19 protein-coding genes are annotated in these 22,952 nt (G+C 34.0%); 4 read left to right on the top strand and 15 right to left on the bottom strand.

The window, feature by feature from the left end:
* Positions 1–68: 68 nt before the first annotated feature.
* The 6 genes from ccrB to LQ673_RS05775 form a co-directional block, all read right to left on the bottom strand.
* Positions 69–1,697 (bottom strand): cassette chromosome recombinase CcrB, encoded by a 1,629-nt coding sequence (gene ccrB / locus LQ673_RS05800; protein ID WP_198054455.1) that lies wholly within the window; start codon positions 1,695–1,697, stop codon positions 69–71.
* A 21-nt stretch (positions 1,698–1,718) separates the two neighbouring features.
* Entirely contained in the window at positions 1,719–3,068 is a 1,350-nt protein-coding gene (gene ccrA, locus LQ673_RS05795) for a cassette chromosome recombinase CcrA (protein ID WP_210124230.1), read from the bottom strand.
* A 188-nt stretch (positions 3,069–3,256) separates the two neighbouring features.
* Complete coding sequence (locus tag LQ673_RS05790) at positions 3,257–3,535, bottom strand: recombinase family protein (RefSeq protein ID WP_070373498.1); 279 nt, start codon at positions 3,533–3,535, stop codon at positions 3,257–3,259.
* Between the two features lie 89 nt (positions 3,536–3,624).
* The gene (gene cch1, locus LQ673_RS05785; protein ID WP_070373489.1) at positions 3,625–5,412 is read right to left on the bottom strand and encodes a cassette chromosome replicative helicase; all 1,788 of its coding nucleotides are present in this window, start codon (positions 5,410–5,412) and stop codon (positions 3,625–3,627) included.
* A gap of 1 nt (position 5,413) precedes the next feature.
* The gene (ssb, locus tag LQ673_RS05780; RefSeq protein WP_070373490.1) at positions 5,414–5,650 is read right to left on the bottom strand and encodes a cassette chromosome ssDNA-binding protein; all 237 of its coding nucleotides are present in this window, start codon (positions 5,648–5,650) and stop codon (positions 5,414–5,416) included.
* 202 nt (positions 5,651–5,852) lie between these two features.
* The gene (locus tag LQ673_RS05775) at positions 5,853–7,391 is read right to left on the bottom strand and encodes a hypothetical protein (RefSeq protein ID WP_204186964.1); all 1,539 of its coding nucleotides are present in this window, start codon (positions 7,389–7,391) and stop codon (positions 5,853–5,855) included.
* A gap of 109 nt (positions 7,392–7,500) precedes the next feature.
* On the opposite strand from LQ673_RS05775, the gene LQ673_RS05770 reads away from it, so the two are divergent.
* The 3 genes from LQ673_RS05770 to LQ673_RS05760 all read left to right on the top strand — a co-directional run bounded on the left by LQ673_RS05770 (position 7,501) and on the right by LQ673_RS05760 (position 11,979).
* A complete protein-coding gene (locus LQ673_RS05770) occupies positions 7,501–8,664 on the top strand; it encodes an AlbA family DNA-binding domain-containing protein (RefSeq protein WP_239705797.1) in 1,164 nt (387 codons plus the stop codon).
* A 180-nt stretch (positions 8,665–8,844) separates the two neighbouring features.
* Positions 8,845–9,986 (top strand): IS3 family transposase gene (locus LQ673_RS05765; RefSeq protein ID WP_239705796.1). Its coding sequence is split into 2 segments (ribosomal slippage): positions 8,845–9,115 and positions 9,115–9,986, totalling 1,143 coding nucleotides; the frame shifts between segments, so codons are not numbered across the junction.
* A 640-nt stretch (positions 9,987–10,626) separates the two neighbouring features.
* Positions 10,627–11,979 (top strand): IS1182 family transposase, encoded by a 1,353-nt coding sequence (locus tag LQ673_RS05760; RefSeq protein WP_239745017.1) that lies wholly within the window; start codon positions 10,627–10,629, stop codon positions 11,977–11,979.
* A 55-nt stretch (positions 11,980–12,034) separates the two neighbouring features.
* Here LQ673_RS05760 and LQ673_RS05755 read toward each other — a convergent pair whose 3' ends face one another.
* Positions 12,035–13,036 carry an IS30 family transposase gene (locus tag LQ673_RS05755; RefSeq protein WP_239705866.1) on the bottom strand — a complete coding sequence of 334 codons (1,002 nt, stop codon included), beginning with the start codon at positions 13,034–13,036 and terminating at the stop codon, positions 12,035–12,037.
* An 89-nt stretch (positions 13,037–13,125) separates the two neighbouring features.
* Here LQ673_RS05755 and LQ673_RS05750 point away from each other — a divergent pair, with 89 nt between their 5' ends.
* A complete protein-coding gene (locus LQ673_RS05750; protein WP_239705868.1) occupies positions 13,126–13,491 on the top strand; it encodes a helix-turn-helix domain-containing protein in 366 nt (121 codons plus the stop codon).
* Positions 13,492–13,548: 57 nt separating this feature from the next.
* On the opposite strand, the gene LQ673_RS05745 is transcribed toward LQ673_RS05750, so the two are convergent.
* From LQ673_RS05745 to LQ673_RS05710, 8 genes are all read right to left on the bottom strand, one after another.
* The gene (locus LQ673_RS05745) at positions 13,549–13,716 is read right to left on the bottom strand and encodes a cysteine-rich KTR domain-containing protein (protein WP_001803271.1); all 168 of its coding nucleotides are present in this window, start codon (positions 13,714–13,716) and stop codon (positions 13,549–13,551) included.
* A gap of 118 nt (positions 13,717–13,834) precedes the next feature.
* Entirely contained in the window at positions 13,835–15,754 is a 1,920-nt protein-coding gene (tet(M), locus tag LQ673_RS05740; RefSeq protein WP_000691737.1) for a tetracycline resistance ribosomal protection protein Tet(M), read from the bottom strand.
* 15 nt (positions 15,755–15,769) lie between these two features.
* On the bottom strand, positions 15,770–15,856 hold the full coding sequence (locus LQ673_RS05735) for a tetracycline resistance determinant leader peptide (RefSeq protein WP_011058339.1): 87 nt from the start codon (positions 15,854–15,856) through the stop codon (positions 15,770–15,772).
* Positions 15,857–16,130: 274 nt separating this feature from the next.
* Positions 16,131–17,060, bottom strand: coding sequence for a conjugal transfer protein (locus LQ673_RS05730; RefSeq protein ID WP_000584387.1), 930 nt, complete (start codon positions 17,058–17,060; stop codon positions 16,131–16,133).
* 16 nt (positions 17,061–17,076) lie between these two features.
* Positions 17,077–18,099 (bottom strand): bifunctional lytic transglycosylase/C40 family peptidase, encoded by a 1,023-nt coding sequence (locus LQ673_RS05725; protein ID WP_000768373.1) that lies wholly within the window; start codon positions 18,097–18,099, stop codon positions 17,077–17,079.
* Positions 18,096–20,123: a CD3337/EF1877 family mobilome membrane protein gene (locus LQ673_RS05720; protein WP_239705865.1), complete on the bottom strand. Its 2,028-nt coding sequence runs from the start codon at positions 20,121–20,123 to the stop codon at positions 18,096–18,098. Before LQ673_RS05720 ends, LQ673_RS05725 begins: the two co-directional genes overlap by 4 nt.
* Complete coding sequence (gene tcpF, locus LQ673_RS05715) at positions 20,120–22,573, bottom strand: conjugal transfer ATPase TcpF (RefSeq protein WP_239705864.1); 2,454 nt, start codon at positions 22,571–22,573, stop codon at positions 20,120–20,122. The genes LQ673_RS05720 and tcpF overlap by 4 nt, the downstream gene beginning before the upstream one ends.
* Positions 22,557–22,952, bottom strand: a complete 396-nt coding sequence (locus LQ673_RS05710) for a conjugal transfer protein (RefSeq protein ID WP_000723887.1) — start codon at positions 22,950–22,952, stop codon at positions 22,557–22,559. The genes tcpF and LQ673_RS05710 overlap by 17 nt, the downstream gene beginning before the upstream one ends.

Genomic DNA, 22,952 nt, shown 5'->3' with positions numbered 1-22,952 from the left:
AAATTAATATTGTTCATAATTTTATTGTATACCTAACTCAATCAAGAAGCTAAAAAAGTCACTTATACTTATATATGAATATAGAGTGTTTGAGATAAAAATAAAGACGAAGTGCTGAGGCGCACTTCGTCGATAGGGGTATTATGGAAGAGTTGTTTAGTGATTTCATGATTGAGTTTTAATGTGACATAGAATTGCTTTTTACGATGTTCGTCTTTACGAATATCTATTCGGTCAATGACTGTGAGATATAACGCTTTGAGTTGTGATTTATCCATGGATTCTACGTTTTGAAATATGCGACGTAAAACAGCGGATAGTTGTTTCGTATTATATGATGTTTTCTCTTGATTTTGTTGTTGCTTCAGTTGATTAATTTGATTCGTAATGTCATTCAGTTGTGTTTCATATTTATGGATTGTTTCTTTGAGTATTGTTGTTAAGTCTGGATTATCTTCGATTGTTTTAATCAAGTTGTCTAGTTTCGCATGGACTTCATCGTATTGTTGTTGTTTATAAGCGATATCATGGTTCAATGCACCAATATCGACTTTATTCTCTTGATTGACACGTTCTAAGACTTTATTAATGACTTTATCACTTTTGACAATTTCGAGTATTTGATTCATGACGTATTTCTCAATCACGTCAGCTCTAACGCTATTCGCAGAACATACTTTTGAGCCTTTGTTTCGAAAGTTACTACAAGAATAATAGCGTATTCGCTTCTTGGTACCATCTTTCAATGTGTTCGTTGTGTTACTAGCTGCCATTGGTGCACCACATTGTGGGCAGTGAATAATACCTGTTAATAGATTGGTTCCTTTTCCATGAACTTGAGGTTTTTGACTAACTTGCTTCATACGTGAATGTACTTTATCCCATAGTTCTTGACTAATGATAGGTGAATGCTTCCCGTCAGCTACTACAGGATTATCATTAAGGCCTTTACGTCGTTTTTCATTCCAATCCTTATATTTCGCAAATTGTATTTTACCAATGTAGAAGGGATTGGAAAGAATATAAGCTATAGCTGATGTACTGAATGGATTACCTTTCTTAGTGACATAGCCTTTATGATTAAGTGCGTTAGCCATTTTCCGATATCCATGACCTTTAGCATATGACTCAAATATATATTTGACGATATTCGCTTCATGTTGGTTTATCATGAGTTCGTGTTTATTGTCTGGAATTTTCTCATAGCCAAGTGGAATATTGCCTTGGTAATATCCTTCTTGTGCACGTCTGGTTTGACCCATGAATACGTTCTCGACAATGTTATTGCGTTCGAATTCAGAAAAGCTTGCAAGTATTTGTAACATAAGCTTACCGCTACTCGTATTAACTTCCATACGTTCTGATAGACTGAAAAATTCAACATTTTGTTTATGCAAATCTTCTACAATTTTGAGTAAGTCTGATGTATTACGTGCCAGTCGGTTTGTTTTGTACACCATGACACAATCGATATGACCTTCATTCGCATCCTTCAACATACGTTGTAGTGCAGGACGGTTCATAGACTTTCCTGAGATACCACGATCAGCGTAAATATCTGTGACTTCAAAATGATGAAATTGACAGTATTCTCTAATCTGATTGATTTGACCATCAATACTATAACCTTCTGTACTTTGCATTTCTGTTGATACACGTACATAAATACCGACACGTTTTTGTTTGAGTTGTTGCATAGATGATTCATCCTTTCTTGTTTAGGCAGTTGATGATTGTACCGCTTGATTAACAATGTTTAGTGGCTCATCTTTTAAATAGATGCCGCTTAGTTCTTTATTTTTAGTAATATGAATGACATCAATAAAGGGATATAACATGTTTAACGTGAAACTTTTCTGTATAACCTTTTGTAGTGATGCTTTTATCCCAATATCACTTATTGGTTGTATAGGTTTATTCTGTAGGTTTATTGATTGAGATTGTTCTCTGAATGTTTCTACATCAATTGTTCCTTGAGCTAATTTTTCAATGATCTTTTCATGAGTTAATGTGTTACTAGTATCATACATCATTTGTTTTTTGAGCTGTTTCTCAATAGCATGTTTAATTTTCGAATAGAGCTGTTGGTCTCGAAAGAATTTTTGGCAAGATTCTAAGACCTGTTTTTCTAGGTTTTCAGCGTTTATGCCTTTAAAGTCACATACAAAACGTGATGCATTCATGTTTTTAGGACAGACATAATAACGTAATGAATGATTGGTTTTTCTAATGGTCATGTTGGTAAGGGTTGAACCACAATAAGGACATTTGATTTTTTGTTTCAGTTTATTCTCTGACGGTATACAGTGAAATTGTTTCTTATTACGGATTGCTTGAGCATGTTCATATATTGTTGTCGAAACAATAGGTGGAACCATATTGTTATATTGACCATATTGATTGATGACACGACCACAATAATTTGGGTTCATAATAATATTTCGTACCTGATAAGGCTTGCGGGTAATAAGTTTATTATCGTCTTCTAAATATTGTGCAATCTTCTTGTAGCCATATCCTTGAAGATAATAATTGAATACAGCTTTGACGGTAGGTGATTCATCGTTATTAATGATGAAAGTACCATTTTGATAGTGATAACCGAAAGGCGCATGGGTCGTTATGAGTTTACCTTGTTTTGCCTTTTCTCTAAGACCATTTTTGACTTGTTCACCAATATTATCGGATTCAAGTTCAGCCAGACTCATGAAAATATTGAGTTTTAGACGATCAAAGGATTTATCCATATCAAAATAGCCATCATGTACACTCAATATATGAACATGGTGTTTTTGACATAACTTAATGAGTGTTAATGCGTTTTTCAAATTACGATGTAGTCTATTTAGTCGGTAACAACACAATATGTCACAGTTACCCTGTTGGATAAGTTCGGTAATCTGTTTGTATCCATCACGCTTGTCTGTACGCCCAGACTGTTTGTCACTATAGAAGGTAATATGCTGAATATGATACCTTTCAGCTAATGCTTTAATCGTTAATTTTTGTGCCGCGAGTGATTGTTGTTTGTGTGTACTTTGGCGTAAATAACCAATTGATTGTTTCATCGCGTGTCCTCCTTTCATAGTGATAATATATATTTATGAACGAATTTATAGATGAGCCCAACACCAATAAGGTGTTGGGCGTTATAATTAGTCATCAGCACGATTAATTTCTTCAATAACTAAATCGGCCAACAATGTGATTAATTCGTCCATGTTTTTCCTCCTTAATTATTAAATTAAGATGCTTTCTACACCAACATTGGAAATATTGTAATAAGATTAATACCTAGCTTATTGCAGAGTCTGTCTAATTCAGGGTAATCTTCATAGGTACCCCAAAAGACTATACGTTTAGGTCTGATTTTCTTAAGTTTAATGTCATTTATTAATTGACCATCGTCATCATAGACCTTAGTAATTTTATAACCATTTGCCTTGCAGAAACTTTTAACGTCATCGATTGGCATGCTTTCTAAAAAATCAGGTCTTTCGTCTTTAATTTCATGTACTAATGTAATTACATTCATATTTAATTCCTCCGTGTGATTTAATATTTGTGCTACAACACCTTTAGGTAGGTGTTGTAGCGAATTTATTGTGTAACATATTGTAACTATTACAGGTCAATATCTCCGTTCTTATCCCATTCATTTGCTTGTGCAATCATTTCTCCAAGTAAAGGATGTTGTTTATCCTGCCTAAATGGTGAAGGAACATTTTCCACGTTTTTATCAGATAAATCCAAGATAGATGCATACTCCCTGTCTAGTAGTAGGTGATAAAAAACAATTCTAGAACTTTTGCCATTTTTTTTGACATCACGTTTTGTGGATTTGCGGTCCTTATCAAAGCGAACGTATCCTTTGTCACTTAACGCATTAATGACATTTTTTTCATCTTCAAAGTCATTATCTTTAAGCATGTCTTTAAAGACACTAGCTATAATTTTCACTTCTACATGATCTTCTTTGAGTGCAATTAATCCGTAGTTTTCAAGCATATTCGCTAATTTACCGTTTTCAGAGAACTTACCACGGTTTTTTGCTACAAATTGAACGATAATTTCAATCGCTTTATCTGCTAATGAACGTTCTGAGACAGTATCATGGTGGTAACTGATTAGATATTGCTTCATATCCTCTGTAGATATACCTAGCTTTAGCACCTCGTTTAGAATATCTGCCGCAGTCATGAATGCCGCATAGCGATCAATCATACGAATGCCAGTTTTTTGACGTTCTTCATTTAATGCATTTTTAAAATGTTTACGGTTGCTTAAAAACATAGTCTCAACTTCATCAGATTCATTGAGTAAAAATGGTGCGATTGCGGGTAGTATATGTCCATAATTTCTTCTTACACCCAGCTTTATAGCTTCGGCATTGTCAGAACTAGTCGTGAATGTTTCATCGAGTTCAATTGTACGTACGCGTAATCCGTCGTTCTTTGCTGATTTCTGAAATATACTATATTCAGAAGTCGATATGATTGAAGTAGCCCAGTTCTTTGTTTGTTTGGCATCTCCATTTATGTTAGCTCTTTGTCTGCCGGATCCTTCTACTAAGGAATAGAGTAGGCCAGTCATATCGTTGAATCTTGCAGTTGATAGTTCGTCGAATGTGACAGGAATACCCATATTGTTACAAATGTAACTTTCCAAAGCGTTCTGAGTCGCATTCCATCCTTTAAATAACGTATAAGTTTCATCATTGGAATTTTTATTTGGATTTCCCGCCACAGAGATACTAAGCATTGCAGCCGAGCTTTTACCTGTAGAGCTCTGCCCTTTTAGACTATAAATAATCCCACTGAAATCAATCCAATCTTGATGGTAAAGGTAACTAGTCACTAGGGCACTAACACCCATTGTGACTGCCATTTCTAACATTAGATTTCCTTTAACTTCATCATCAAACATTTTTTTCCACGCTTCATATGTTCCCGCTGGTTTTAAATCATAGTTATGTTCACTTAATACGTTCGAATCTCTATATGAGTCAGATAAATATAAATCATCCAAGCTAATCATGATGTCTTTTTTTGTTTTAATGACACCAGAGCCTTGATACAGTTCAGACATAGGCAATTGGCTTTGTTGAAGCTGTAAAGCGTAACCTAAATCATTAATGTATTTTTGATTAATATTGAAGCCATAAGCCATGAGTGAAGGTAACTTTTGAGAGGAAAGTATGTCAGCATCTCTAATTACTGTATTACCATGACCATTTTCTAAAATGATACGTTGTTTACCCGTGCCTGAATCAACAAATCGTTCTGTAATATTGATAAAACCGCCTAAGATAAGCGTTTTCCACTTGCCATTATCTGATGTAGGAGGAACCTCCTTAAACCACCCGTCTTTTGTAAGACGGAATGGTCCACTAGTAAATAATACTTCATCCATATTAATTCCCCCCTTGAATTCTTTGATATACGATAGGTGAAACTGGATCAATGATTATGAAGGGCACGTTTGCATGCTTAACTAAATATGCAAAACGTTGGCCTGCTAGTCGTTGATCATTTGTACTACAAGAAAAATAAATGTACTTCGATAAATCACGGAAAGTAAATGTTGTTCCCACTGGTAAATTAAAAGCTGCAGCAATAGTTGCTTTGTAATATCTGTTTTCGTTGTTCATTTTATTGTTACCTCCTAGTTTAGTCATCATTAATAAATGATGTGTGCTTATAATAATTCATTGATTGGATTATGTTAGTAAAAAAAATAACTAAAATTTTAGGACATTGATACTAAGCGATTATTATTAGTTGTATTTTAATAAAAAAATCGATTTCAATGTTTTTCATACATTGAAATCGATTAAATAACACATATTATGACTAAGTCATCATTATGTTTTCGAATTCATTAAAACGGGTTTCATAAAATTGGTTCATCATATTGATTAACAATGTTGAATTAAATTTATCGTCTGAGCCATATATCTTATAAAAGTTTGTAATATCATAACTTTTTAATAATGCCATTAAATCGTTTTCGATTTTTGATACAAGATTTGGCTGTTTCTTAATTACCGAGTCAACTACATTTTTCATCTCTGTATTTCTTGAAAAGGAATCCATAAGGGATACAAACTTATTGTACTTCTTGTCATATTCATTAATTATATTTGGAATTTCTTTAGTTAAGGATTCTAATATATATAATCCAACTAAGATATCGTTATTAGCAGATTTTTGGGTAATACCACTAGTAACATCGATAATAGTATTCATTAATTTAGAGATTGCTGTAAAATGTGTGAAGTGAAAAGTATCTTCCAAAGTAGTTTCATAGTATAGTTCATTAGAATTAAGTAGTCCTTGCTTTTCCATAAACTCGTTAATGAGATTTTTTGATGAGATTACATCATCAACTGTAATAATTTTCTTTATCTTTTTCTTTTTATCAAAAATACTTTGCATAAATTTAAAGTATTTATCGTTCTTATCATATAAGTATAGTGATATACCAATTGCTGATTGGTTAAAAGTATTTAATTCATCTGACTGATTTAAAGTCTTTTCTTTATGTTCAGAAGGTTTTATAGCATTGGCAATCTCAAAATATTGAGAATTACTTCTTCTCTCTTTAATTAGACCTTCAGTTACTAAATGAGTAAAATATTTTGTTTTATTCATACTTGGCTTTTTACTTTGATATTCATCTTGCTTTACTTTATATATTATATATTTGGTAAAAAAATTAGCATCATAGAAGTCGTCGTATTTTTCGCAATCTAATAACGGATGAATATTAGAAATTGATTCCTTGAGTTGAAAAAACTCTTGTGATTGTATTATTGAGTTGGCATTACGTAAATCTTCTTTTAGAATTGCTTGTTTCAATTCCATATCTTTTAAAATTTCTTCGAAAGCTGTATCTGCGTATTCTATAGCTACGTCTGAAAAATCTTTAATTCGATTAAGGAAATTATCGAAGTGTGCTTTTATATCTTCGGTATCAAAGTTTTTTACTATATCAACTGCATTATTTATATAATCATTTAGTATTTCTTCTATAGCAATAGATGTATCTGTTTCTATATGTAACTTATATTCCAAAGAATAAATGTTACGCATATTAGTCCAGCGGCTATAAGTGATGTGTTTTAAATCCAGTTCGGATACAAATTCACTAGGTATTTTATCTTTAAAATAACCACTACTATCTGTTGTCAAAGTTCGTTGTAAAAAATTTTGTTGCTCATTGTTTACGTTGTAGTATAGATAAATTTTTTTGTTTGGCTCAAATTTCCCTTGTAACATATTGAAGTCAACACATTCTATTTTAGGATGTTTAAATTCATTGTTAATTTTTTGTATAAAGACAGAGAAACTATTGTACCAAAGTTCGAATTGCCATAATTCTTTTTCCATGTTTTAAGCACTCCCATATATTGATTTTATGTATTGTTTACTAATTATAGCTTATATTTTCTAACAAATATAAGCTATAATTAGTAAATAAAATGGGGTGATGACATAGATGTTAAACAATAAAATAAAAAGTTTGATAGACAGTAAGAGGGAAGGAGAATACTGGGACTTTAAAGCCAAATATCATGAAAATAAAGTTGAATTACTACATGATATCATCTGTTTATCGAACAATTTGTTAAATAATGAAGCTTATTTAATTCTAGGAGTATCAGATAAAGGAGATTTACTTGGAGTCAATAATGATCCAAACCGAAAAACTCAAGAAGAATTAATATCCTTTATTTCTGGTAAAAAGTTTGCTAGGGGTAGATATCCACACATATCAATAGTTACATTTATATATGAACAAAAAGAAATAGACGTTATTGTAATAAATCCAAAACAATATGCACCATACTATTTAGAAAAATCACTAACTGCTAAAAAAGGTAATAAAAATAAAACTGTCTATGCAGGTAGTATTTATACAAGAGTAGAAGATAAAAACACCCCTATTGATGCTACAGCTAGTCCATTAGATACTGAAATATTATGGAAAATACATTTTGGTTTATATCCATCTCCTTTAAAAAGGCTAGAAAAATATTTACTAAATTATGAAAATTGGATGAAGAACTCAACTGGGTATTTTTATAGTGAAGCACCAGAGTATATGGTATATGAAAATGAAGAAGTGGCTGAAAAAGAAGATTATTTTAATTTAATAAGTCCATTCTACGCGTATAAACAAACAAATAGTAACACTTTATATTCATATTATGAATTCAAATATCATAGTACAGTTTTATATAGTAGGCAGTGTATCTCTTTGGATTCAGGTATCTACACAACACCAGTACCTGAGCCAGGTGCGATAAATTTTAATATGCATAGAGATGATACTATTTATTATCGTTATTTCATTGAAGAGACGATGCTTTATAATATTCATCTTTTTATGTATAAAGGTGATTCGATGGAAGAGAAATTTGCAATGGATAAATTTGTAGAATGTGTTTTGGTTTATAAAAGTGATGTAGAAAAGGAACTTTTTGAAAATTATATATTAGATAATTGGGATAAAGTTAATCAGTCAATTAATGAAAATAATAAACGTGTATTTGGAACTGAACATTTGTCACAACGTGCAAAAGAAGATATCACTAAAAAAATAAAAACAGTTAAAGTTTTAAAAGATGAACTTGAAAAGTTTAGACAAATTAATAGTTAATAAGGAGTAGAAAATGTAAAAATTTATATACACTGTCATTATATTTTTAATCTTATTAATAATTTTCATGCTTATTAAGACAGAAACAGCAAAGTGCACTAACCCCAGGATGTGGGAGTAAAATAAAAACACTTTCGTTGAATTCATATTAAAATGAATTTATACGGAGGTGTTTTTTCTATGAAAAGAGTGGCATATTCAGTTGAAACAAAATATAAAGTAGTAGAAATGAAACTCAAAGGATTTAGCACAAGAGAAATAATGGATACTTTAAATATTAAAAATGAATCTCAAGTTAATAAGTGGTGGAAATGGTATAGAGATGGTGAAACACATAGGTTTAATCAACAAGTGGGTAAACAATATTCCTATGGAAAAGGTATAGAAGAGTTAAGTACTGTTGAATCGCTCAAATTTCAATTAAAGCGCAAAGAAGTAGAAAATGAAATTTTAAAAAAGTACAAGGAATTGGAAAGGAAGTGGTCCCAGAAGTAGTTGTTGAATTAGTAAATGAATTAAAATCTAAATATACAGTAAAACTCATTTTAGAAACTTTAGATATTCCAAAATCAAATTATTACAGATGGAAAAACAAAGATTTCAGTATATCTGAGGATGAACGTGAAATTATAGAATTATGTAAGAAACATCGTTTTACGTATGGCTATAGAAAAATAACTGCCTTATTAAATAGAAAAAATAATAAACCAATTAATCACAAAAAAGTACAAAGGATTATGCAAAAACATAATTTAAATTGTAAAGTACGAATGAAGAAATCGAAAAGACCAGGGAATGCATATTATAAGACACATAATCTATTAAATAGAAACTTCAAAGCAGAGAAACCTTTAGAAGTACTTTTAACAGATATCACTTATTTACCCTTCGGGAATACAATGTTGTATCTTTCATCTATCATGGATGCTTACAATGGTGAAATTGTGGCATATAAAATCGGTAATAAACAAAATCAAGAATTAGTAAATGAGACATTAAAACAACTTCAATTGGAACCAGGTACTATATTACATAGTGATCAAGGAAGTGTGTATACTTCTTATGAATACTATGCCCTATGTACAGAAAAAGGCATTACCAGAAGCATGTCCCGTAAGGGAACGCCAGCTGATAATGCCCCAATAGAATGTTTTCATGCCTCTATAAAGTGTGAAACATTCTACTTAAACAGTGAGCTTAGAAGCTCTAATACCATTGTAATAGATATTGTCGAAAATTACATTGAAAACTATAATAAAGTTAGAATTCAACAAAAACTAGGCTACTTATCCCCTATAGAATATAGGGAATTAGCAGCCTAGAAAATAGTGTTTTTATTGAGCTCCCTTAGTAAGGGTGCAGTGCCAAAGTATATATCCGGCTTTTCTTTAGTGATCACCTTACTTACGTTTTTAACGAATATGTATTATAACGGTAAAGCCGAATAACATAAAAGAATTTCTAATACTCCACTATTTTTGTTTGATAGCACTAAATACTCATATGAGCTAAATAAAGACTTTATAAAGAATAGTATACAGATAGATATATTTAACTTTAGCAATGAATCATCATTAGTAACAAATGATAAAGCTAAAGCACATTATATAGGAAAAAATAAAAATTTTATATATTTAAAAAATGTTGGTGGAGTAGCTAAGAATGTAATTGTTGAATCTGAAGTGATTTGGTACAAAGACGAATTTAAAACTCACAAGCAAAGAATTATATTTGAAGATTATAAAAGAGAGTTGAATTGTGATGACAATATATGTCATCTCAGAGTGTCGACAAAGTCTTAGACTTTGCCGGCATTTTTTTATGCGCATGCTTTCCGCGGGCATGTTCTCAGCCTGTAGTCTTCGAATCATGCTGTTCCCGCAGGAGTCAGCGCTAAAAAAATACCAAATATTAACAAACTATTTTATAATATAGATGAAATTTTATTTAGGAGTTGATTCTATGTTAAATAAAGCTGAAGATAAACGTGACCAATATGAAATGATTTCTGTTTCAGAATTGGTCCCTAAAGATCATTTGTTGAGAAAAGTAGATAAGGTATTAGATTTAAACTTCGTTTATGAACTTGTTGAAGATAAATACTGTTTAGATAACGGACGTCCTTCTATTGATCCAGTTATCTTAGTTAAGATTTTACTTATTCAAAGACTATTTGGCATAAAATCAATGAGACAAACTATTAAAGAAATTGAGACTAACGTAGCTTACCGTTGGTATTTAGGGTTTAGCTTTCTTGATAAAGTCCCTCATTATGGTACATTCAGTAAAAATTATACAAGACGGTTCCATGATACTGACTTGTTTGAACAAATATTCGAAAGAATATTACAAATTGCGATTAAGAATAATTTAATTGATCACTCAACGTTATTCATTGATTCAACACATATAAAAGCTAATGCGAACAAAAATAAATATATTAACCGAGTTGTTAAAAAAGATACATTACACTTCCAAGAAGAACTTAATAATGAAATTAATCAACAGAGGTTAGCACAAGGAAAAAAGCCCATAAAAAATAAGAAAAAGGAGGAATATAAAAATAAGAAAGTCAGTACTACTGACCAAGAAGCTGGCTACTATGTTAAAGGTGAAAGAGAGAAACAATTTGCGTATAGCTTACATAGTTGTGTAGATAAAAATGGTTTTATAATTGATCAACATGTTACACCTGGAAATGTTCACGATAGTACACAGTTGAAACCTATGGTTGAAAGATTAGAAGAAAAAAATATGTTGCCAATCACACTAGCAGTAGACTCCGGATACAAAACGCCATTCAATGCGCATTATTTACTAGAGAAATCGATAGTACCTGCAATGCCCTATACAAGACCAAAAGGAAAGCCAGGAATATTTAAAACTAAAGATTTTATTTATGATGAATATTACGATAGTTATATATGTCCAAATGATAAATTACTAACTTTTAAAAGAACTATGCCAACAGGGCATAGATTATACAAATCTAATCCTATTATATGTAAATCATGTCCACTACTAAATGAATGTACAGAAAATAGAAGTTTTACTAGAGAAATTCGAAGACATGTATGGCAAGATGATTTAGATATAATCGAAGATTTAAGGTTTGTAGATACAATAAAAAAAGCATATAAACTAAGAAGTCAAACAGTAGAAAGACGATTTGGTGATGCAAAAGAACAGCATGGTATGAGATGGACTAGATATAGAGGAATTAAAAAAGTTTCCATGGACACCACGCTTATTTGTGTTGCCATGAATCTTAAAAAGTTGGCAATGTGGCTCGTAAAAGAGCCACAAATATCCTAGATTAAACGTAGTTTAATCATGATTTTAGTGGAAAATATTAATCCATCTTAAATTGTCAAATTAAGTGCAACACAGTTTTATAAAAGATTTCATAAGGTGTTTTCCAATTCAAACATTTTTTGGGACGTGTATTTAATTTCGTTGCCCAACCTTGTATCTCTTCATCAGTTGCATCTGTCAAATCAACACCTTTCGGTGAGTACTCTCTAAGGAGTCCATTTGTATTCTCATTAGATCCTCTTTGCCAAGGGGCATGAGGATCTGGAAAATAAATTTGCGTATTATTTAATTCCTCAGTCAATCGGGCGTGTTGACTGAATTCTTTACCACGGTCAGGTGTAATGGTTTTACAAAAATTAGAATCAATACCTTGTAGTAATTTAATCATTTGGTCAACTACCGGCTTAGAAGCTTTCTTCTCAGATTTACCGATTAGTAATAACCTAGATTTTCTATCAACTAGCGTTACTAAGCACGCTTTACCAGTTTGACCTGCAACTGTATCTGCTTCCCAATGACCAATCTCAGTTCGTTCATTAGCGCTATCTGGTCGTTCATGAATCGTATTGGAGATAGGGATCTTTCCTCTTCTCTCTACGTGATTTTTAGAATGGCGTGTTTTACCTCTGTGTCTTAATTTACGGATAGCGCCTCGATTACCGGTTGATAAACCAGGCTCATCGAAGTCGCCACGATAAATTGCACGATATATAGTATTATAACTGATTTTATTTTTGGAATTTTCAAAGTTCAAACGACCAGAAATTTGTTCTGGAGACCATTGTTCGTTGAGAAATAGTCGTTTGACCAACTGGAAAATAGAGTCTTTATCTAGCGTGCGATGTCTGCCACATAGTTGTTTTCTACGTTTATACTCTCCATGAGCAGTTGACGGCGAATAACTGCCATCCTTGTTTGAATTACGATGTAATTCTCTTGAGATAGTCGATTTAGAACGGTCCAGGGTCTCGGATATATGCCCGATAGTTTCGCCTTGTTCATACATTAGGAATATTGTTTCTCGCTCATTCATGGTAAGATGTGTGTATGGATTCATAGCTTTCTCCTTCTAATAGTTTGTTGGTACATCTATTTTATAGGAAAACTGTGGATCTTTTTTTATTTTATTATTGTTGTTGCACTTAAATTGTAAATTCGTCGCGTAAAAAAGAAGATAAATACGATTTTAGAGCCGTTGGTCTAGCGATTAAAGAGGCTCGAATAAAACGTGGTCTCACCCGTGAACAAGTAGGAACAATCATTGAAATTGACCCACGTTATTTAACAAATATAGAAAATAAAGGGCAACACCCAAGTACACAGGTGCTTTATGATCTTGTATCATTACTCCATGTGTCTATTGATGAATTTTTCTTACCTACAGATAATTTGATAAAAAGCACTCGAAGGCTACAGATAGAAAAATACATGGATAGCTTTACAGACAAAGAACTATCCTTAATGGAAGCACTAGCAAAAGGTATCAATGAAGCAAGAAATATTGAAGGCTAGTCAGTAAAATTCAGATAAACAAAAAGAGCCGATAAGATGAGAGTTTCATTTCTCAAATTATCGGCTCTGCGTCTTGGCGTCTGGCTCTTTGATTGTTATTATATTCATTTTTTGAACATTAATTAAAGTTTCGTTCTTACATTTGGGGCAGTATAAAGGGAAATTTTTAAGTATAGTATCCACTCGTATTCGTAGTCTTGTTTTATTTCCACAAATAGGACACAATATCCACTTGTAGTTTATAATAACAATCTCCTCCTTTCCACTTTAATTCAAATCTATATTAAAGAATATTTCATCTTATTTAATAAGAAACCATATTTATATAACAACATAAAACGCACTAAGTTATTTTATTGAACATATATCTTACTTTATCTATCCGACTATTTAGACGACGGGTCTGGCAAACAGGTTCGCCAGTGGTAACCTGATATCCTTTTAGCTCTGCTAAACAAACACTAAGCCCATTTGTAAAAAAAGTTAAATCATTGCGATAATCTTGAATACATCGAGCAGGAATTTCTCCAATAATAATGACCTCATTATTTTTCAGTTGAGTATTTACGATATTTGCACAATATTTGGGAGCATCGTTATATGCCCGTGAAAGATATTCCTGTGGTGCATAAACTTTAAAACTAAGATATGGCTCTAACAATTCTGTTCCAGCTTTTCTAAAGGCTTGCTCCAGTACAATAGGAGTAAGCATCCGAAAATCTGCTGGAGTACTAACAGGGCTATAGTATAAACCGTACTTAAAACAGATTTTACAATCCGTCACATTCCAACCATATAATCCTTGTTCGCAACCATAGCGTATCCCTTCCATAACTGCATTTTGAAATGATTGATTTAAGTATCCAAGAGAAACCGAGCTCTCATACTGCATTCCACTTCCCAACGGAAGCGGTGATACAGATAAACCAATGGAAGCCCAGAAAGGATTTGGCGGCACTTCGATGTGAATGGTATATTCTGCATTTTTTAACGGTCTCTCCATATAAATGACTGTAGGCTCTTTTAGTTCTATCTCCACATGATACTTTTCTTGCAACAGTGCACTAATCACTTCCATTTGTACTTTCCCTAAGAAAGAAAGTATAATTTCATGTGTCGTAGAATCCACGTAATATCGTAGAAGCGGATCACTATCTGAGATTTCCAAAAGGGCATCAAGCAACATTTCTCTCTGTTCAGGTTTACTCGGTTCAACAGTTGTTTGTAGTAGAGGGTGCGGATTTTCAATCTTTTTTCTCTGTGGCAATAGTTTTGTATCTCCAAGAACACTATTTAACTTCAAAAACTCATTTTGCAAAATAACAATTTCTCCAGAATAAGCTCTATCAATCTTACATAATTCACCATTTATTGAAGTATACATTTCTGTAACTTTTATTTTTTCTTTTTCTGATACTCTAACCGAATCTCGTAAATGTAGTACTCCACTATAAAGGCGTATATATGCAAGACGTTGTCTTTTTTTTGTATATTCAATTTTGAAAACATTTCCGCAAAGTTCAGACGGACCTCGATGTGTTGATGAATAAAATTTATTAGTAATAACTTCTATAAGGTTATCAATCCCTATATTACTTTTTGCACTTCCATGATAAAGAGGGAACAGAGAACAATTCTGAAATCTTATGCTTTCCTCTTGTTCGAGTTCCAATGCTTCTAATGATTTACCGGACATATATTTCTCTAAAAGGTCATCGTTTCCCTCTATTACCGTATCCCATTGTTCAGATTCGGTAAAGTTCGTCACACACATATTAGGATACAGTTCTACCTTCTGTTTGATTACAATTTCGGCAGAAAGTTTCTCTTTAATATCCTGATAAACCGTTGATAAATCAATTCCATTTTGGTCAATCTTATTGATAAAAAAGATTGTGGGAATCCCCATTTTCCTAAGTGCATGAAATAATATACGAGTTTGTGCTTGTACGCCATCTTTTGCAGAAATCAGTAGAATTGCCCCATCTAAAACTGATAATGAACGATATACTTCTGCTAAGAAATCCATATGTCCTGGCGTGTCTATGATGTTCACCTTCGTATTTTCCCACTGAAAAGAGGTTATTCCTGTCTGAATTGTAATTCCTCTCTGACGTTCTAAAAGCGTATTATCCGTCCTCGTTGTACCTTTGTCCACGCTTCCTAATTCTGTAATCGCTCCACTGTTATATAATAAGCTTTCTGTTAAGGTAGTTTTTCCTGCATCAACATGAGCTAAAACTCCAATATTAATAATTTTCATGTGATTTTCCTCCATTCAAAAACCCAAAAGGGCATAAAAATCCCAGTGATAAATACTTTTATCACTGGGATTTTTATGCATAACCATAGGTATACAAAGCATACAGATATTCTCTGGATACTTTAGAATCACATGATAAAGGTATTCTTAAACTGGGTACAAAAAACTAAGCCCTCCTAAAAAAGGACATCTAATTATTTGTTCCCGCTATCAAATTGACAGTTTATTTAAGAATACCTTGCCGCATATTTATTAACTCCTTTTAAATAGTCACTTAAATAATAGCACGTAAGAGCATATTTGTAAAGGAATATCCAATTTTTTATCAAAAAGAGTACATGATTACAAAGTATCTGTAATCATGTACCAATATTTGTTATTTTACAATCTTCCAATTATCTTGTTTTTCTAATATCAACTCAAATTGCGAGATTTGGGTTGCCTTTGTTTCTTGATCTAAATATTTCACAGCGACATTCACGATTACTTGGTTATCTTTTCTGGTAAAGATAGGATTCACCAATTCCTCGAAAACATATTCCTTGTTAATCATAGGTAACACATGATTACTTACATAGTAAGTCAATTCTTTTTCTGTGGCGGTAGGATAGAGCTGGAAGAACGTTTCTAAAAAGCTAGTGATTTCGTCCATCGTTTCTGTATCTACTGTATGGTCACTTTCTAGCTGTTTGGGTTGGTAGTCCGATTTTTGAGGTTTCTTACTCATTGTCGGATTTTTGATAATAACCATATTATCTGATTCATCTATATGGACAACCACATGAAAGCTAGACGATATAGTTTCCTTGTCTTTGTCTTCGGTAATAACTTGTTCAACAGAAAACAGTACCTCAAAGGTGTTCTCATTCACTTGAGAAACCTGCCACACCTGTATATCGTTCACACTAGAACTAGTAGGAATATCCTTACGAATCATTTCTTCATTTAATACCTGCAATTCTTCCGTCAAATAATGGGTCAATTTTTCATTTCGTTTATCAATGGCTTCTTGGGATTGTTGCCACGAAAAGTAGTCTTTCGCAAAGGATTTCACAAAACTTTCTACTTGGTTGGTATCGACAATCTGCTGTTTAATGATTTCTGTTTCACGGACAGTATGAGTGTCAATGGCAGTAAAATTTTTATAGATTCCAAATCCGACACTACCAATCAATAAAACCCATAAAACAAAGGTTAATTTCTTATGCGTGCCAACTTTAATCATCGGAACTTTTCTTTGCTTGCTCGGTTTTTTAGATTTCTTTGGTTTCTCCTTCTTTTCTTTTCGCTCGATTTTTATAATCATTTGATTCATTCCTTTCTTAGTTATGAATAACACGTCTAGCCCCAATCAGATGGTCTTGCCAATAACGACTGCTTAAGTCGCCATAACCGATTGGGTCGCCTGCATGATAAAAGCGATTTCCCTCTAAATATATCGCCACATGAGTCACATATGTGCCTGCATTATAGGTTGAATGAAAGAAGATAAGGTCGCCTGCTTGGGCTTCTTCCATAGAGATTTCTTGCGTAGCGTCATACTGATCTTGGGCGACACGAGGGAGAGAAATGCCAGCTTTGTCATACACCCATTGTATTAAGCCACTACAATCAAAAGAGGTGGTAGGCGACGCCCCTCCAAAGACATAGGGAAACCCTTCGTATTTCAAGGCTTCGTCCATAATGACTTGCACGGTTTCATCATCAAATTCTGTTGGGGAAGTGTCGGTTAGGTATTGTGAAACCAACTGAACATAAAACTGATTTCCATAGTTATATCGCCAACCACCATTCACAGGTATGGCTATAGGATTGGGATAGTCTGCTTTTTGACCACCCGACTTCTCTTTAGAAAACTGTTCGGCTAATTCATAGGTATATTTTTTCCCATGACTCCTCACATAATTTAAAAAGCCACCGCCATAATTATAAGATTGGATAACAGAATCTATATCCACTCCTTGTTGTTCTGCACTGGTTAATAATTCACTGAAATATTTAACCCCTTGTTTGATGGACTCTTCGGTACTCAAACTGTTGGGCGGTAAACCCAAAGATTCGGAACTTTGCATAACATCTTCTGCTGTACCGCCCGATTCCACTTGCATAATGGCTAAGATATAAGAAACATAGTCTTCAATCCCATATTCCTTACCATATTTTTCAATCAACGGACGGTGTGCCAACACTTCTGGTGAAACGGTCACACCGCCTTGTGGAATAGAAGAATCCTTGTTGTTTTCGCCACTGTCCGTATCATCTGCAAAGAAAATGACTAGGAATAATAAGAGAAAAAAGAAGAGAGAGAAGACCACACTACAAATCACTGTTATTTTTAGCTTCATGTTTGTTGTCCTCGCTTATCCGTTCTTTTATTTAGCTTCCTCTGATTGAATTGCTTCGGTGGTGTCTTTTGTTTTTGCTCTTTTTTCAATGGTCGCTGATGATTTTCACGTTTAGTGTTTTGTGACAAAACAGGCGTGACGGTTTGCTGACGCTTGCGAACATGCTGCTGGTTATTCTGAACAGGAGATGATGGGTTTTCTTTTCGTCTTTTTTCTTTTGCTTTATCCAGCTCCAAACGCTTTTGAGCAATGTTCTTTCGTTTTTGCTCCTGCTGGTTCATACGCTGTTGTTTGCGTTGAGCTTTGGTATCTGCCATAGATTGTTTAAAGTCTGTTACATTATGAGTGACATTCTCTTTTCCTTGATGAAGGGCATATTTGACATGGGTTGGTGTCGCCTGTATCTGTTGTTTTGCCTGCTTTCTTTTATTGACTAGACGATTTTTCGTGTCCAATACATGGGCTGTCTTTTTACCTAATCGTTGCCCGATACCGCCTTGTTGCTTTTTCACATTGGAAAGTGCTGTTTCTTTCTTTGGTGTAGTCCGTTCATTTTGACGAGTATGGTTAGCTTTATTGGTTTGATTCTGCTTTGTTGTCATTGTCTTTTGCTTCGTTGACCCTGCTTTTCCACGAAAAATCTTACTCATACTGCGTTGAAATCTTCTGGTTTGTCGATTCATCATTTGACGAGGTCTGCGAAACACTTGTCTGCCCATGTTTTGAGAGTCGTTGCTTTGTAAAGTGAATAGGCTCATTAAATCGCCCAGTTTAAAATAAATCCCTGCAAAGGTCACAATTTGTAAAAACATAATCATGAAAAAGGGAGAACTTGCTGACAGCGAATAAAGCATAGTGGAAATACTAAAGGCAACGGTAATAATCAAGGTAATACCAGCCCTTGTCATAATCACATTAAATAACTTGGTAATGGCATGCCTGCCCATGCCATCAAAACTCGGCAACATACTTAATAGGAAACTGATTGGCAAAAACATAGCGAAAATAATAAATAGCACTTGCGAAAAAATCATGATTCCTGTTAGAAGGAAAACAAAAATCGAGATACCAATATTGAATACAAACAAAAAGAAGACTGTTCCTAATCTGGAAATCGTCTTCGGTAGGGTTAAATAGGTATTGTCATGATCTTCAATTTCTTCAATCACTACATTTTCTCTATCTTCACCATTGTTTGTATCTGGACTGGTAGACAATAAACTTTCCACACGTTCTTCCCCTAACGCTTCTACATCAGTGGAGCCATATTGAAGCAATAGCCATGGTTGCTTTACTTGAACAGAGAATAAGCTGTCACGTATCATGTCCACACTGTCTTTCCCTTGACTATCCGTGTTAGGAAGAACAATTTTTGTCCCAATATTCAGACTGGCGGTACTGACATCTTTGGAAAAATCATTGATTTTCGCAATATAATCGGGTGCATACGCAATAAAGGAAGCCGATAGAATAAACACCACGACAAAGTTTAAAACAGCTCGTATCACTTTCGTCGTTTCTCGCTTAACCAATCCTGTATAGGCAACATAGATTCCAACAATGAGAATAAAAAGAAGGAGGAAACCGACATAAAACCCTGAACTGGAAAAGCCATTCGGTGTAATGCCTGCAATCGTCTGCATGTTTTCGCCAATTGCTTGGGATGTTTGACTAATGAAATCTAAGGCATAGGCTTCTTTCACCAAATAACCTGTGGCGTTCGATAGATAAAGAGAAATTGTCCAAATAAAATTAGTAATGGCATACAATCCATACATCACCGATTGTCCTATGCCATCACTCCAATTCCATGGAAGCCAGCCCCAGCTATTGTCCACATAATAATCAAGCTGATATTGATTCAAACCATACTTGGAGTATTCATTGCTTGTATCAATGGTTTCATCAACTAAGCCTGTCGCTTGTACTGCATTGCCCAGCGTGCCTAATAAAAGTAAAATAACGCCCACACAAAGGAGCGTTATCCAACTATAGTGAAGAAATTTCTTTTGTTTTTGTGTCATTCTTCCACCTCATTTCGCACAGGCGGTCTGGTATCAAAGGCATGAAGCAACTCTTCAAAAATCGGGTGAAACTGCATAACCCCTACACGACCATAGATGTCTGAAACTAAACATTGTCCATTTTCTAATTCACGTAAGCGTTTCTGATTGTTTTCATCTTCCTTGTCCACACCAAAAAATTCTAAGGTCTTTTTGATTTCCACTAGGTCAGTGGAACGAAAGGCAAATTTCAAGCCAATATTATTCTTCATCTTTTCATCTAGTAAATCGTCCGCGTTTTGAGTAACGAAATAGACCCCTGCATTCATGGCACGTCCTGCTCGAACCAATCGCATAGATAGAGCTTTTCCTTGTGCCACTTGTAAAAAACTCCAAGCCTCATCAAGGTCAACAATTTTAAAAATGGAACGGTCAGAGTGGATAAAGTCTAAAGCAAAGGTACTAATGACAATCAGCATTGCCACACTTAATAATTCCATGGTAGTGTATTCTTCAAAAGAGCTATTGGAATCGGGTAAGACCAAATCTGCCACTTGAATAATATTGAGTTGTTTTTCCAAGCTAATGGATTGGGTGACACTGCCATCACTGAATAACAGATGGGCAAAATCATAATCGACAAAGCTTTCGATATGGTCAGCAATACTATTGCTGATGGGCGTATCTTCTTTTCGCAATTCATCAATCACCAATAACAACCCTCGTTGTTTGCTTTGAGTTACACTCCGAATAGCTTTACGCAGGACAGGAAACTTCTCGCTATCTCGGCTGGAAATACCTGTTAAGAACGTGAGAATATCAATGGCAAGGCTTTCTGAATCTTTCGGGAGTTTTAAAATCACATAAGGGTCAAGTAACCCTTTATTGTCGTTCTCACTCGTGAGATTAACAATATTGATTTCATGGGCAATATCAGGTAAGGTTTCTTTCCATTCACCACGTTCAGCTTTTGGGTCAACAATGGTTGCCTGTCCGCCAAAGAGTACTGAATAATAGACCAGCATATTGTTAGAGAATGATTTTCCGCCACCTAATGAACCAATAAAAGCGGACGCTAATGCATTTGTTACAGAGCCTTTAATTCCTTGACTTGCAAGGCTAGGTTGGAGATAAATATTTCTGCCTGTATCGAGATTGTAACCGACGTAAATACCAGAATTTTCACCAATCATTTGTGTAGCACCGAAACCAAGACCAGCCAAAAAATCCGACGTGACATATTGAATATAGTCATTGATATATCGCTTGCTTGAGGGAATAAATTCATTATGCAAGCCTAGCATATCGCCAAAAGGTCGTACTAATTTGATAGACAGATCATCATAAAAATCTTTTACTTCATCACAACGTTGTTTCAGCTCGTCCAAATTCTTTGCTGATACCCGTACCACATAGCTTAGTTTGTACATAGATTCTTTGGTTTGGTCTAAATTACTTTCTAATTCATCGACAGATTCTAAAGCGTCCACCACATTAGTACTGGTTTCGTTGTCGCTTTCCCATGCGTGGCTATCTAAATCTTTCAGTTCTTTCTTTTTATTGCGAACGGTAGATAAGGCTTTTTTATTGGCGACAATTTCAACATTCATACTGGTATCAACGGGGAAAGTAAACTGCTGTTGCTGGTAATAAAAAATTTCACTATTAGGGAAATCCAATTCACCAACAATACTATTAATTGTAAAATACGCCACATAAGTAGTGGTATCTTCCTGTTCAATCCGTAAATAGCGTTGATTTTCTTCGATTAAACAGCGAGTGGGTTTGAGAATATCGTATTTCTTTACCAACACTTTTTTATCTTCGTATCGTTTCGGTAAATGGTAGTCGTAGTCATCAAAAGGGACACCTGTTTGCCCGTAAAGATGTTCAATAATATAACCAAAATCATCTTTCTCCAATTTACGAATCTGAAAGCGTCTGGATAATTTACTTTCTAACAACTGTTCCATCTTAGAAAAGCGTTCGATTTCCGCCATAGGCATAGAAACAAAATCGCCCATTAATTTGTGATTCACACCATGAAAGAATTCCGCAAATGCTTTTTGAATTTCTTTCCCAACATTTTTTACGGATACTTCCTGTTCATTGAGGTAGAGTTTAAAACCAATAAAAAAGCGATAGTCTACTTGATTGTCACCAATCATAGAAATTAACGCTTCGGTCTGTTCATCTATTTTTTCGTAAGCTATCTCTTTTAATCGTCCAGTGATTTCTTTTTTCGATTGTTCCTGTGTGGCTCGAATACTTGATTCGGTTGCTAGTTGCAGAGCATGAATCTTGCCATCACGATTTTGGGCAATCAATTGACAGAAATTATCATGAACTTGAATTTTTTCATCGGAACTTAAAAAACTGTAATTATAGGGAATTAATTCATAACAAGCGAATACTTCGCCATCATGATTAAATACGAGATTATCTTCCATATATTTAATCGGATATGCCATCTAGTTGTTCACTCCTTACAATCGTAATCGATTCATTCATTGTTTCTTTTTTTAATCGTATTTGTTTGCCAGCGTAGGTTACTTTAGGGCGTAGAGCATAGGTAATGATAGACTTTAGAAATCCATAGGGTTTCTTTCCGTCAAAGGTCTTTTGGCACATGAACCCAGTGAGAACAATGGGAATCCCTAAGTATTTGAGTAGTGCTCCGTCAATCAGAGAAAGTGGTGGTAAACTGCCAAAGAGTATGACGACAAACAAAGAAACGATAAACCATGTCATTTGCGTAAAGGTAATTGGGAAAGGGAGTTGTAAATCATTAATCGCATAAATCACTTTTTCTACTGACCAAATACTGGTGTAACTTCTTATTTTTTTCAT

It is taken from the genome of Mammaliicoccus sp. O-M54 (assembly GCF_022386035.1).
Classification (GTDB): domain Bacteria; phylum Bacillota; class Bacilli; order Staphylococcales; family Staphylococcaceae; genus Mammaliicoccus; species Mammaliicoccus sciuri_A.
This window is presented reverse-complemented; position numbering and strand designations above follow the sequence as displayed.